General features: G+C 71.4%; 9 protein-coding genes. 3 read left to right on the top strand and 6 right to left on the bottom strand.

Annotation, left to right across the window (positions count from 1 at the left end):
- Positions 1 to 153: 153 nt before the first annotated feature.
- Positions 154 to 519 carry an MGMT family protein gene (locus OG798_RS34355; RefSeq protein WP_179436443.1) on the bottom strand — a complete coding sequence of 122 codons (366 nt, stop codon included), beginning with the start codon at positions 517 to 519 and terminating at the stop codon, positions 154 to 156.
- A gap of 186 nt (positions 520 to 705) precedes the next feature.
- Here OG798_RS34355 and OG798_RS34350 point away from each other — a divergent pair, with 186 nt between their 5' ends.
- From OG798_RS34350 to OG798_RS34340, 3 genes are all read left to right on the top strand, one after another.
- Complete coding sequence (locus OG798_RS34350) at positions 706 to 3,504, top strand: lysylphosphatidylglycerol synthase domain-containing protein (protein WP_328758203.1); 2,799 nt, start codon at positions 706 to 708, stop codon at positions 3,502 to 3,504.
- Positions 3,505 to 3,603: 99 nt separating this feature from the next.
- Positions 3,604 to 5,148 (top strand): alpha/beta hydrolase, encoded by a 1,545-nt coding sequence (locus OG798_RS34345; RefSeq protein WP_328758201.1) that lies wholly within the window; start codon positions 3,604 to 3,606, stop codon positions 5,146 to 5,148.
- Positions 5,149 to 5,286: 138 nt separating this feature from the next.
- On the top strand, positions 5,287 to 6,834 hold the full coding sequence (locus OG798_RS34340) for an alpha/beta hydrolase (protein WP_328758200.1): 1,548 nt from the start codon (positions 5,287 to 5,289) through the stop codon (positions 6,832 to 6,834).
- Positions 6,835 to 7,073: 239 nt separating this feature from the next.
- Here OG798_RS34340 and moeZ read toward each other — a convergent pair whose 3' ends face one another.
- The 5 genes from moeZ to OG798_RS34315 all read right to left on the bottom strand — a co-directional run bounded on the left by moeZ (position 7,074) and on the right by OG798_RS34315 (position 13,104).
- Positions 7,074 to 8,252: an adenylyltransferase/sulfurtransferase MoeZ gene (gene moeZ, locus OG798_RS34335; RefSeq protein WP_095852712.1), complete on the bottom strand. Its 1,179-nt coding sequence runs from the start codon at positions 8,250 to 8,252 to the stop codon at positions 7,074 to 7,076.
- Positions 8,253 to 8,315: 63 nt separating this feature from the next.
- Positions 8,316 to 9,065, bottom strand: coding sequence for a spherulation-specific family 4 protein (locus OG798_RS34330; RefSeq protein WP_121415075.1), 750 nt, complete (start codon positions 9,063 to 9,065; stop codon positions 8,316 to 8,318).
- A complete protein-coding gene (locus OG798_RS34325; protein WP_095852714.1) occupies positions 9,053 to 10,012 on the bottom strand; it encodes an NAD-dependent epimerase/dehydratase family protein in 960 nt (319 codons plus the stop codon). Before OG798_RS34325 ends, OG798_RS34330 begins: the two co-directional genes overlap by 13 nt.
- A 156-nt stretch (positions 10,013 to 10,168) precedes the next feature.
- Positions 10,169 to 11,362, bottom strand: a complete 1,194-nt coding sequence (locus OG798_RS34320) for a hypothetical protein (protein WP_328758198.1) — start codon at positions 11,360 to 11,362, stop codon at positions 10,169 to 10,171.
- Complete coding sequence (locus OG798_RS34315) at positions 11,362 to 13,104, bottom strand: DUF3492 domain-containing protein (RefSeq protein ID WP_121415076.1); 1,743 nt, start codon at positions 13,102 to 13,104, stop codon at positions 11,362 to 11,364. Before OG798_RS34315 ends, OG798_RS34320 begins: the two co-directional genes overlap by 1 nt.
- Between the last annotated feature and the right edge of the window lie 60 nt (positions 13,105 to 13,164).

Below are 13,164 nucleotides of genomic sequence, written 5' to 3'. Positions count from 1 at the left end.
ACGCCGGTGGGCATCGTGGAAGGAGGGCTTCCCCTTCTTCCCTCACACCACGTGCGTCCCTCTGCTCTCGAACGTACGGCATGTGACGGGCGTGCCCGGTTTCCCCCGTACGGGCCACAGGCTCCCCATCGCCCCGTCCGATGCCGGAAGCTGTCAGGTGTGACCCTGCGCGCGTTCGCCGCCGTCCCATCGTGCCCGTCTCATGTCGACGCGCGGCAGATGCCCCTCAGAGGCCCTGCTCGCCTCCTTCAGGGGCGTGCTCTCGTCGCGGTAGTGGCCCAGCGCGTCGAGTTCGTGGCCCGGGAGCAGCGCGCCGTCCGCGCGGACGACCCGCCACCACGGGACCGCTCCTCCGTAGAGGGCCATCACCCGGCCCACCTGGCGCGGTCCGCCCTCCTCCAGCCACTCTGCGACGTCCCCGTACGTCATCACGTGCCCGGGCGGGATCGACTCGGCGACCTCAAGGACCCGCTCCGCGTACTCCGGCAGGGCATCCGTCGGAAGGCTCTCCTCGCTCATCCGCCCCATCCTGCCCCATCCCACCGACAGTGCGACGAGTCGGTGACTGTGCGTATCCCTCGCCACGAAGGCGCACTTGGGGCAGACTGTGCGCCCCCGTATTTGCACCCTGATGCCCCCGTGTGTCGGTGGGGCATGCCACCATCGTGCGGGCGGTGACCGGTGATACGAGATCAAGAAGAGACGATGAGGCAGCAGGGCGTGCACCCCGAAGACGCGGAGAGCATCTCCGCGGCCTCGTCGCGTCCGGACACCGGCGACACCGGCCCGAAGGACCCGGGCGAGGCGGCGAACGAGCCCACCACGACGGTGGACGAAGAACCCGTTCCTGACACCCACGGCCGAGCCCAGAAGCGACTCGATCCGGCGGACGACTGCGGCGACGAGGTCCACAGCGACGAGGTCGAGGGCGACGAACCGCTGCTGCCCGCGCGCGTGCACCGTCCCTCCGATCTGATGCGGCTGATGGTCGGCGTCCTCGCCATCGCCGTGCTGCTGGCCATCGCCGCGTTCGCGCACGGCACCACCTCGGGGCTCGAGCAGGACATCAACAAGGGCACCGGCCAGGCACCCGATCTGCTGATCAAGATCGCGGGTCTGGCGTCGAGCATCGCGATCCTCCTGGTGCCGGTCGCCTTCGCGATCGAGCGGCTGATCAAGCGGGACGGGCTGCGCATCGCCGACGGCGTGCTGGCCGCGGTCCTCGCGCACGGAGTGACACTCGCCACGGACCTGTGGGTCGCCAAGGGTGCCCCGAGCTCCATCCAGGAGGCACTCACCCAGCCCTCGCCGGGTGACATCCACGCCCTGACCGACCCGGTGCACGGCTATCTGGCGCCGGTCATCGCGTACATGACTGCCGTCGGGATGTCCCGCAGACCGCGCTGGCGCGCGGTGCTGTGGGTGGTGCTGCTCCTCGACGCCTTCTCCATGCTGGTCACCGGCTACACCACGCCGTTCTCGATCATCCTGACGGTGCTGATCGGCTGGAGCGTCGCGTACGGGACGCTGTACGCGGTCGGCTCGCCGAATGTGCGTCCGACCGGGCGGACGCTGATGGCGGGCCTGCGGCACGTCGGCTTCCACCCCGTCAGCGCGGCCCGCGAGGACACGCCCGACACCACGGAGAACGGCGATCGCGGTCGGCGCTACTTCGTCACCCTGGAGGACGGCCCGCCGCTGGACGTCACGGTGGTCGACCGTGAGCAGCAGGCGCAGGGCTTCTTCTACCGAGTGTGGCGCAACCTGACGCTGCGCGGTCTCGCCACCCGTCGCAGTCTCCAGTCGCTGCGCCAGGCCCTGGAGCAGGAGGCACTCCTCGCGTACGCGGCCATCGCGGCCGGGGCCAACGCCCCGAAGCTGATCGCGACCTCCGAGCTCGGCCCGGACGCCGTGATGCTCGTCTACGAGCACACCGGCGGCCGCACACTGGACTCGCTGCCCGACGAACTCATCACCGACGATCTCCTGCGCGACACCTGGCATCAGGTGCAGGCCTTGCAGTCGCGACGCATCGCACACCGCAGGCTCGCGGGTGACGCGATTTTGGTGGATCGTTCCGGCATGGTGATCCTCACCGACCTTCGTGGCGGTGAGATCGCGGCCGGCGATCTGCTGCTGCGCATGGACATCGCCCAGTTGCTGACCACGCTGGGGCTGCGCGTCGGCGCCGAGCGCACGGTGGCGTCGGCCGTCGGTGTGCTCGGCCCGGACGCGATCGCCGACTGCCTGCCGCTGCTGCAGCCCATCGCACTGACGCGCTCCACGCGCGCGACGCTGCGCAAGCTGGCCCGGGAGCGCGCCCAGCGCGAACGCGACGCGGTCCTGGAGGCCTCCCGGCAGAACAAGCTCGCCCGCGCGGAACAGGCCCAGCACGCCGAGGCCTCGGTGGAAAAGCCCGGCAAGAAGGCCGTACGCGCGGAGCAGCGGGCCGAGAAGCGGGCGATCGACGAGGCACTGGACGAAGCACGCGAGGAGGATCTCCTCACCCAGATCCGCCACCAGGTGCTGCTGATCCGCCCGCAGGCGCCGGTCGAACCGGCCCGCCTGGAGCGGGTGCGGCCACGCACACTGATCAGTTTCATCGCCGGTGCCATCGGTGGGTACTTCCTGCTGACGCAGCTCACCCACATCGAGTTCGGGACCCTCTTCGACAACGCCCAGTGGGGCTGGGTCGCCGCGGCCGTGCTGTTCTCCGCGGTGAGCTACTTCGCGGCGGCGATGGCGCTGCTCGGCTTCGTACCGGAGCGGGTGCCGTTCATGCGGGCCGTCGCGGCACAGGTCGCCGGCTCGTTCGTGAAGATCGTGGCGCCCGCCGCGGTCGGCGGTGTGGCCCTCAACACGCGCTTCCTGCAGCGTGCGGGGGTGCGGCCGGGGCTCGCGGTGGCGAGTGTCGGCGCGTCCCAGCTGTTCGGGCTCGGCTGCCACATCCTGATGCTGCTGTCCTTCGGCTATCTGACCGGCACCGAGAAGACGCCGTCCCTGTCGCCCTCCCGCACGGTCATCGCCGGTCTGCTGACGGTCGCCGTCCTGGTGCTCGTCGTGACGTCGGTGCCGTTCCTGCGCAAATTCGTCAGCACGCGCGTGAGGTCGCTGTTCGCGGGCGTCGTACCGCGCATGCTCGACGTGCTCCAGCGGCCCCAGAAGCTGATCACCGGCATCGGCGGCATGCTGCTGCTGACCGCCTGCTTCGTGATGTGCCTGGACGCTTCGATCCGCGCCTTCGGCCAACAGCAGCCCACCACGCTCAGCCTCGCCAGCGTCGCCGTCGTCTTCCTCGCCGGTAACGCGCTCGGCTCCGCGGCGCCGACCCCCGGTGGCGTCGGCGCCGTCGAGGCGACCCTCACGGTCGGTCTGATCGCCGTGGGGCTCCCCAAGGAGGTCGCCGCTCCCGCGGTGCTGCTGTACCGGCTGCTGACGCTGTGGCTTCCGGTGCTTCCGGGCTGGCTGTTCTTCAACCACCTGACCCGCAAGGGCGCCCTCTAGAGCCCCGCACCGACCCTCCCGTACGAGCCCTCCGCGCGCCCTCACCCACACGGCCCGCGTCCCGAGCGCCCCGCCCCGCACGACCGCAGGATGGGGAGCATGCCGAACCCGTCTCCGCCGCGCGCCGCTGCGCTGGCGCTCTCCGTCGCCGTGCTGTCCGCCATGCTGACGGGCTGCAGCGACAACTCGAAGAGCGAGGACCTGCCGGCCCAGAAGCTGAGCTGGAAGGACTGCCCGGCCCCCGCCGAGTCCGAGGGCGGCGGCAACGCCCCCTCTCCCCTGCCGGGCGGCACACAGTGGCAGTGCGCCACCATGAAGGCACCCCTCGACTGGGCCGACCCCAAGGGCGACACCATCGGGATCGCGCTGATCCGGGCGCGGACGAGCGGCGACCAGAGCAAACGCATCGGCTCCCTCATCTTCAACTTCGGCGGCCCCGGCGGCTCCGGCGTCACCACGCTGCCCGCCTTCGGCGAGGACTACGCGAAGCTGCGCACCCGCTACGACCTGGTGAGCTTCGACCCGCGTGGGGTCGGCCGCAGCGCGGGCGTGAAGTGCGAGGACGACAGCGGACTCGACGTGTTCTTGCAGCAGGACGCCACCCCCGACGACACCGCCGAGCAGAAGAACCTCCTCAGCAACACGAAGACGTTCAACGCGGCCTGCGAGAAGAACTCCGGGCAGACCCTCCCCCACGTGCGCACCACCGACGCGGCCCGCGACATCGACCTCATGCGCCAAGTGCTCGGCGACGCCAAACTGCACTACTTCGGCATCTCGTACGGCACCGAACTCGGCGGCGTCTACGCACACTTGTTCCCCAAGCACGTAGGGCGCGCCGTCTTCGACGCGGTCGTCGACCCGACGCAGAACCCGGAACAGAGCGCGCTCGGGCAGGCCAGAGGCTTCCAGCTCGCGCTCGACAACTTCGCCACCGACTGCACCTCGAAGACCGAGCCCTGCCCGATCGGCGACACCCCGCAGGACGTCAAGAACCGCATCGCCAAACTCCTCAAGGACCTGGACAGCAAGCCCATCCCCGGCGTCTTCCCACGCCAGCTCACCCAGACCGAGGCCACCAACGGCATCGCGCAGGCGCTGTACTCCAAGGACTTCTGGGAGTACCTGACGGAGGGCCTGGACCAGGCGTACAGCGGTGACGGCAAGGTATTGATGCTGCTGTCCGACTCGATGAACGGGCGCAACCAGAACGGCCAGTACAGCAACCTCTACGCGGCCAACGTCTCCATCAACTGCGCCGACGAGAAACCGCGGTACACGATCCCCGACGTGCAAGCCGGTCTGCCGGCGTTCCGGGCCGCCTCACCGCTCTTCGGCGACTACCTGGCCTGGGGCATGCTCAGCTGCACCAACTGGGCGGTCCCGGGCGCCGCCGACCACCCGGACGTCAGCGCCACCGGTGCGGCGCCGATCCTCGTGGTCGGCAACACCGGCGACCCGGCCACGCCGTACCAGGGCGCGAAGAAGATGGTGGACGCGCTGGGCAAGGGCGTCGGCGTCGAGGTGACCTACAAGGGCCAGGGGCACGGCGCGTACGACAGCGGGAACAAGTGCGTGCACAACGCGGTGAACGGCTATCTGCTGGACGGGACCGTGCCGCCCGCGGGAACCGTCTGCACCTAGGACCGACGCCATCCACACCTAAGAAAAGCGCAGGTCAAAGGGTTATCCACAGGCCTCCGCGGTGTCGGCCGCGGGCGCTTACCATGGCCTGCATGTGATCCGCGACATCCGGCGGACCACGGGCGAGGGGGGAAATTCATGACGCGTTTCGCACGGTGGACGGCCGCGGCGGCCGCCGCGTTGCTGGTGGCGGGCTGCGGCAGCGGCTCGTCGGGGGGCGGCAAGGACGAGGGGAAGAACAGCGGCCTGCCGTCGGCCGGGGCGCCTTCCTCCGGCGCCGCCTCGGGGCTGCCCACCTCGCTCACCTCACAGAAGCTCGACTGGGGCCACTGCAAGAGCTCCTCCGCGCCGGGCAGCGGCTGGCAGTGCGCGACACTCAAGGTGCCGCTGGACTACGCGAAGCCTGACGGCGAGACGATCGACCTGGCGCTGATCCGCTCGAAGGCGACCGGCGGCCAGAGCAAGCGCATCGGCTCACTCCTGTTCAACTTCGGCGGCCCCGGCGGCTCGGGCGTCGACACGATGCCGTCGTACGAGAGTGCCGTCGGCCTACTCCACGAGCGCTACGACCTGGTGAGCTGGGACCCGCGCGGCGTCGCCGCCAGCGAGGGTGTGCGCTGCCGCAGTGACAAGGCGATCCAGGCAGCCGAGTCCGTGGACGCCACCCCGGACGACGCGGCCGAGGAGACCGCGTACTTCAAGGACGCCGCCGACTTCGGCAAGGGCTGCGCGAAGGCCGCCGGACAGCTGCTGTCACACGTCTCCACGACCGACACGGCCCGCGACATGGACCTGATGCGTCAGGTCCTCGGCGACGGGACGATGCACTACCTCGGCTTTTCGTACGGGACCGAACTCGGCGGCGTGTACGCCCACTTGTTCCCCAAGAACGTGGGCCGTCTGGTGCTGGACGCAGTCGTCGACCCGAGCGCCGACACGGTCGGCCACGCCAAGAACCAGACCCTGGGCTTCCAGCGCGCCCTGGACGACTACCTCAAGTCCACCGGCCAGGACCCCAAGCAGGGCTCCCAGAAGATCGTGGACCTGCTGAACCGCATCGACGCGAACCCCCTGCCGACGGCCGACGGCCGCAAGCTCACCCAGACGCTGGCGCTCACCGGCATCGTCCTGCCCCTGTACAGCAAGGAGGGTTGGCCCCGCCTGACCAACGCGCTCAAGGGCGCCGAGGGCGGTGACGGTTCGGGACTGCTGGCCCTCGCCGACGGCTACAACGACCGCGATTCCTCGGGGCACTACGGCACGACGACCCACTCCCAACGGGTCATATCGTGCTTGGACGACAGGCAGCGGCCGACTCCCGCGGAGACGAAGAAGCTGCTGCCCGAGTTCGAGAAGATCTCGCCCGTCTTCGGGGACTTCATGGGCTGGGACACCGCGGGTTGGTGCCACGACTGGCCGGTCGCCGGCCAGTACGACAACCCGGAGGTCAGCGCGCCGGGCGCCGCGCCCATCCTGATCGTCGGCAACACCGGGGACCCCGCGACTCCGTACGAGGGCGCCCGCAGAATGGCCGACGAGCTGGGCAAGGGCGTCGGAGTGGAGCTCACCTGGAAGGGCGAGGGCCATGGCGCCTACGGGAGTGGGAGCGAGTGTGTCGACTCCACGGTGAACAGCTATCTGCTGGACGGGACGGTGCCGAAGGACGGGAAGGTCTGCGCGTCGTAGTGGCGGGTGCGGCCGACGGGCGCGGACCTGTGCCCGGGCCGACCCGGCCGACGAGCACTCGGCCGGCGAACCCCCCGTCGGCGAGCACCCGGCCGGCGAACCCCCGGCGTACGGATGCCCGGTCGGCGGACCCCCGGCCCGCGAGTGACCGGCCAGCGGAAGACCGGTCAACGGAAAGGGGCCCGGCACGCACGGTGCCGAGCCCCTCCCGAAAAGCCGTTCGCCTGGTACACCGGCGCCTAGTACACCGGCTTCTCCGGCTCGATCTGGTTGACCCAGCCGATCACACCGCCGCCGACGTGCACCGCGTCCGAGAAGCCCGCGGACTTCAGCACGGCGAGCACCTCCGCGCTGCGGACGCCCGTCTTGCAGTGCAGGACGATCTTCTTGTCCTGCGGAAGGGTCTCCAGGGCGGTGCCCATGAGGAACTCGTTCTTCGGGATCAGCTTGGCGCCGGGGATCGAGACGATCTCGTACTCGTTGATCTCACGGACGTCGATGATCTCGATGTTCTCGCCGTCGTCGATCCACTCCTTGAGCTGCTTGGGAGTGATCGTCGAGCCGGCCGCCGCCTCCTGGGCCTCCTCGGACACGACACCGCAGAAGGCCTCGTAGTCGATGAGCTCGGTGACGGTCGGGTTCTCGCCGCAGACCGCGCAGTCCGGGTCCTTGCGGACCTTGACCTGGCGGTACTGCATCTCGAGGGCGTCGTAGATCATCAGGCGGCCGACGAGCGGCTCACCGATGCCCGCGAGAAGCTTGATCGCCTCGTTGACCTGGATGGAGCCGATGGACGCGCACAGCACGCCCAGCACGCCGCCCTCGGCGCAGGAGGGGACCATGCCCGGCGGCGGGGGCTCCGGGTAGAGGCAGCGGTAGCAGGGACCGTGCTCGGACCAGAAGACGGAGGCCTGGCCGTCGAAGCGGTAGATCGAGCCCCACACGTACGGCTTGTTGAGCAGGACGCACGCGTCGTTGACCAGGTAGCGGGTCGCGAAGTTGTCCGTGCCGTCGACGATCAGGTCGTACTGGCTGAAGATGTCCATCACGTTCTCGGCCTCGAGCCGCTCTTCGTGAAGGACCACGTTCACGTACGGGTTGATGCCCAGCACGGAGTCACGGGCCGACTCGGCCTTGGAGCGGCCGATGTCCGCCTGACTGTGGATGATCTGGCGCTGCAGGTTCGACTCGTCGACCTCGTCGAACTCCACGATGCCGAGCGTGCCCACGCCCGCGGCGGCCAGGTACATCAGCGCCGGCGATCCGAGGCCGCCGGCGCCCACACACAGCACCTTGGCGTTCTTCAGCCGCTTCTGCCCGTCCATGCCCACGTCGGGAATGATCAGGTGGCGGGAGTACCTGCGGACCTCGTCTACGGTGAGCTCAGCAGCTGGCTCAACCAGGGGTGGCAGCGACACGGGGACTCCGTTGGTCGGTCAATCACTACAGTTGTTCTCCCCGTAACACTGCCACGCCCTCCTTCATTCCGAGACACCCGTTCCGATCCGCGAGACGATCTCGTCCCAGTAGCCGGGCATCGTCTCCCAGGGGTCGGCCCGTCCACCGTGATCCGTGCGGTCGGTGAAGTAGATCGTGGCGGCGCCCTGCCAGCGGGCGATGCGCAGCGCTTCGTCGAGATGACCGCGCGGTACCCCGTGCACGAAGTGGCAGAAGCGCTCGGGCGGATAGTCGGCGGTCCACTCGGCCACCTGCGACCAGCGGTAGTCGCTCCAGGTGCCGGAGAAGGTCACCAGCTGGTCGGCGCTTTCGACATAGCCGGGGTAGGGGTGGGTGCCGTGGCCGAAGACGAGGTGTGCGTCGTCGAGGAGCGTGCGGAGCGTGGTGGCCGCCCGGCGGACCTCGGGGAGCGCGGCGCGCTCGGTGGGACAGCGATGGAGGAGGAAGCCGCCGACCCGGTACCAGTCGAGATACCGGTGTGCGTCGGAGATCACCTCGGCGAAGGCGCGTGCGCCGTACGTCACGTCCAGGTGTCCCAGGACGCGCACGCCCGCGTTGCGGAGTCGGCCGGCGGCCTCCAGGCAGTGCGGGTCGGGGCGGGTGCCGGGACCGCCCGCCACGTTCAGGACGGCCCAGTGCACGGGGGTGCCGGGGCGGGTGAGTTCGCCCCACTCGGCCGGAGCGACGAGGGGGTGCGCATAGCCGGGGACGCCGAGGCCGACCCTTAAGTCCGTGCTCGCGATGTCCGTCGCGGCGCTGGTCAGATACGGCATGCCGCCTCCATCCAGATATCGGCGAGGGATTCCTCGAGGTTGATCCGGGGCCGCCAGCCGAGCCGGTCGCGTGCGGTGCGCACATCGGCCTGCTGCCAGCTGCCGCAGCCGTCCGGGTAGGGGTACGCGACCGGCGCCCCGTGATCCGCTTCGGTGCGGGGATGACCGATGGCCGACCTCATCGGTCCGGGTGGGCCGTCGAGTTCGTGCAGCGTGCCCCCATAGCCGGCCACACGGGCGAGGACGGCGGAGGCGTCGCGCAGGCGGACGGCACGGCCCGAGCCGATGTTGATGACGCCCTGAGCGGCGGAGAGCGAGGCGGCGTGCACGGCGCGGGCGACATCGCGGACGTCGATGAAGTCGCGCTGGACGCCGAGTCCGCCGAGTTTGAGTTCGCCGTCGCCGGACTGCATGGCGCGGCGCAGGGCCTCGGCGAGGCGGCCGAGCGGGGATCCGGCGGGGGTGCCGGGACCCGCGGGCGAGAAGACGCGCAGGACGACGGCGTCGAGGCCGGAACCGAGGACCAGTTCGGTGGCGGCGAGCTTGCTCACGCCGTACGGGCCGCCGGGGCGCGGTACGGCGTCCTCGGCCGTGGAGGAGCCGGGCTGGCTGGGCCCGTACTCGGCGCCGCAGCCGATCTGCACCAGGCGGGCACCGCAGCCGCTGCGGCGAAGGGCCTCGCAGACGGTGGCGACGGCGACGGTGTTGTGCCGGGTCAGTTCGCGGGCTCCGCCGCGGGTGGCGCCCGCGCAGTTGATGACGACACCGGGGTGCACCGCGTCCAGGAAGCGGGTGAGGGCGCCGGGGCTGCCCGAGGCGAGGTCGAACCGTACGTCGGCGTCGTCGCCCCGGCCGAGCGCGGTGAGCTGCACGGCCGGATCGGCGAGCAGTCTGTCGGCGACGAATCGGCCGAGGTATCCGTTGGCTCCGATCAGCAGGACCCTCATCGGGCGGCTCCCGGGGCGGATTCTCCGGTTCGGGAGGTGATCATCTGGCGTTCTCCTTCGGGGTGGTGCCGTGGGTCGGACGGAGCGCCCGCGGTGTCGGCCCCGCGGGAGGGTGCGCCCGGCACGAGGGCTGGACCCTCGGGCGCCGGTCGCGGCTCATGGCGTCCCGCCCGGTGTGGCGTGGGCCGAGGCCCGGGTCAGGGTGCGGGTCGCGTGGATCAGGAGGACGAGCGCCGCCGCGCCGCACACCAGGGCCGGGACGGCACCCGGACCCCAGGCGTCGGCGACGGTCTCGACGGGGGTGGCGACGAACGAGCAGCCGGGCAGGCGGGCCGCGAAGACCGTGGTGAGGGCGGTCACTTCGGCCGCGCCCGCGGCGCCGAGGACGACGGCCGGGGCGTGGGTGAAGCCGCGGGTCGTGAGCAGGCGGGCGAGCAGGAGCAGCGCGCCGAGGGCGCCCGCTCCAGGCCCGTTGTAGGCACCGGGCTCGCTCGGCGCCTCCCGGCACAGTGCGAGCAGCGCGCCCAGGGCGCAGAGGAACAGGGCGAACACTCCCAGGAGCAGGGGCCGCACGGAGACGGCGAACTCCTCCAGGCCTCGGCTCACGGTCAGTTTGCGGCGGGCGCCCGCGGTGAAGAGGTGGGCGCACCAGACCGCGGGTGCGCACGCCAGGGCGAGGGCCAGCACGGGTGCGGTGGCCGGGGGCCAGGGGCCGTCGGGGCCGCCTTCGATGCCGACGCTCAGCAGTCCGTCGCCGAGCAGGGCGTACGCGATCAGCCAGCAGGTCCAGGCAAGGGTGCCCCTCGTCGTGCGGTGCGTGGTGCTGAGGGGACCTCGGCGCAGCGCGGCGCGCAGGCCGAGCGTCACGGCGAGGGTGCCACCGGCGGCGACCGCGAGGCGCGGCTGCCCTTCGGTGAGCCGCAGCCCGGCCACGGTCGCCGCGCACAGAGCGCCCGGCAGCAGGGAGAGCACGGCCCAGTCGGCGCGCACGCCGGAGTGTTCGGGGGCCGCGGGCCGCGGTGCCGGTTCCGAGTCGCGGGCCACGCGCGCGTACATCTCCTCGGCGAGCGAGAACACGTCCCGGTGCCGGAACCGTGCGGCGGTGCGGTCGGTCACGCCATGCGCCTCCAGGCCCGCCGCGATCTCCAGGGGGTCGACGGCACGCTCGCAGAGTTCACGGTGCCGGTGCATCAGCGCCTTCACCGGGTCCACGGCACCGCGGCGACCACCGCCGAGGGATGTGCGCGCGCCCCCCGAGTGGCTCCCCGGGCCGCTCCCCGAGTCGTTCCCCGGATCACCCCCGGCTTCGCCGCGCGCACCGCCCGAGCCGTCCCGTACGAGTTCGCTCATCACGCGCCCTCCCCCGCGGGCAGCGGAGCTGTGGCACGCACCGGCGCCCCCGCCGCCCAGCGCGGGCGTCCCGTGACCATGAGACGGGCCTCGGTCCAGCGACCGGGTACGTGGACCTCGGCCGGCACGCCGAACGGCAGGGGATCCCCTGCGTCGTCCACGACGAGCCGCCGGACCGGGGAGCGCGAGACGATCTCCAGGTAAATGCCGTGAAATGCCGTGATGTTCTGTTCGACCGTGAAGAGTTCGAGGGCTCGCGCGCGGGCCGCCGCGCCCAGGCGCGCACGCCGTTCGGGGTCGCGCAGCAGTGCCACGCACGCCTCGGCGAGCGCCCGCGGATTGCGCGGCGGCACCACCAGCCCCGTACCGCCGATGACTTCGACGACCGCGCCGACGTCCGTGGACACGGTGGCGCGGCCGCAGAACATGGCCTCGACCAGGCTGATCGGGAAGCCTTCGACGACGCTGGAGAGGACGACCACGGAGCCGGACGCGTACGCCTCCGCGAGGCTCGGGACCTCCGGGCCGCCGATCTCCTCGAAGGACACCGGGTTGTCGCCGACCGCGTGCACGCCCTCCGCCTCGTCGGGGAAGAGCTGGGCGGCCAGCGCCTTGCAGTGGGCCAGGTACAGCGCGCCCTCCGGCCCGTCGGCGGGCGCGCCGACGATCCGCAGCCGGGTCTTCGGTGCCTCCTTGCGGACCTCGGCGAAGGAGTGCAGCAGTGAGATCAGGTCCTTGGCCGGTTCGATGCGGCCGACCCAGACCAGGGTGTCCGGGTCCGCGCATCCGGAGCCGTCGGCCCGCTCGCCCACCTCCGCGAAGCGGGCGGCCTCCATGCCGGGGTAGACGGTGCGCAGTTTGGCGCGGTCGGCGCCGCAGCGCTCCTGCCAGCGGCGCGCGTGGGTGTTGCCTGGCGTGATGAGCGCGGCCCGGCGGTAGACCTCGGCGGCCAGCGCGCCGTGGAAGGCCGCGAGCAGCGCCCGTACCGCGGAGGACTCCTCGGCGGCGGAGGAGGCGAGGTAGTGCGCCCGCAGCTGCACGCCGTACTCCGTGACCAGCAGGGGCACCCCGGCGAAGTGCAGGGCGAGCAGGCCGGGCAGGGCGGCCTCGCCGCCTGCCGTCGCGTGGCAGAGGTCGACCGAGCCGAGCCCGTCGTCCTCGTACCAGTCCAGCGAGAGGGGGCGCAGGGCGCGCTCTATGTGAGCGGCGACGGACAGCAGGTCGGGCACGCGCGCGGTACGCGCGGCGCGCAGTGCGCCGGGCGCACGGCAGGCGCGCTCCAGGGCGCGCACGGCCCCCTCGGAGCGCAGCGCCCCGACCAGCCCGCCCTCGTCGCGGGCCAGTTCCGCGAGCCCGTACAGCGCATTGCCGAAACGGTCCGCCACCACTCCGCGAGAGGCCTCCGACGCCGTCACTCCACCAGAGGCCTCCGAGCCGTCGAGGACCGCCGGTGCGGCACACACCGCCGCCGCCAACTCCCCGAAGCACTCGGCGAACCGTCGGCGCGCCCGTCGCCCGTGTACCACACCGTCGTCCTCGGCCATCCACAGCGGAGCCGTCCGCACCCGGCTGACCTGCGGCGGCAGCTGGATCCAGCCCTCGTCCTCCTGCCGCTCGCTGCGACTGAGCGCGTAGATGTCGAACTCGTGCTGCTCGAGCCCGCGCACGAGCCGGTCGCACCAGAGTCTGGCGTCACCGCTCACATACGGATAGCCACCCTCCGTAAGCAGTCCTATGCGCACCAGTGCACCCCCGATCTCCCTATGGGGAGCCGCCGTTGACCCGGCGGCTCGCAGCGGGAA

It is taken from the genome of Streptomyces sp. NBC_00271, from assembly GCF_036178845.1.
Taxonomy (GTDB): domain Bacteria; phylum Actinomycetota; class Actinomycetes; order Streptomycetales; family Streptomycetaceae; genus Streptomyces.
The sequence above is the reverse complement of the archived record's forward strand: the minus strand, read 5'-3'. Positions and strand labels throughout refer to the sequence as shown.

Excerpts from the sequence above, each read along its gene's own strand:
- OG798_RS34325 (WP_095852714.1), bottom strand. The coding sequence starts at position 10,012 with ATGAGGGTCCTGCTGATCGGAGCCAACGGATACCTCGGCCGATTCGTC.
- OG798_RS34330 (WP_121415075.1), bottom strand. The coding sequence starts at position 9,065 with ATGCCGTATCTGACCAGCGCCGCGACGGACATCGCGAGCACGGACTTA.
- OG798_RS34350 (WP_328758203.1), top strand. The coding sequence starts at position 706 with ATGAGGCAGCAGGGCGTGCACCCCGAAGACGCGGAGAGCATCTCCGCG.
- OG798_RS34320 (WP_328758198.1), bottom strand. The coding sequence starts at position 11,362 with ATGAGCGAACTCGTACGGGACGGCTCGGGCGGTGCGCGCGGCGAAGCC.
- OG798_RS34355 (WP_179436443.1), bottom strand. The coding sequence starts at position 519 with ATGAGCGAGGAGAGCCTTCCGACGGATGCCCTGCCGGAGTACGCGGAG.
- OG798_RS34345 (WP_328758201.1), top strand. The coding sequence starts at position 3,604 with ATGCCGAACCCGTCTCCGCCGCGCGCCGCTGCGCTGGCGCTCTCCGTC.
- OG798_RS34340 (WP_328758200.1), top strand. The coding sequence starts at position 5,287 with ATGACGCGTTTCGCACGGTGGACGGCCGCGGCGGCCGCCGCGTTGCTG.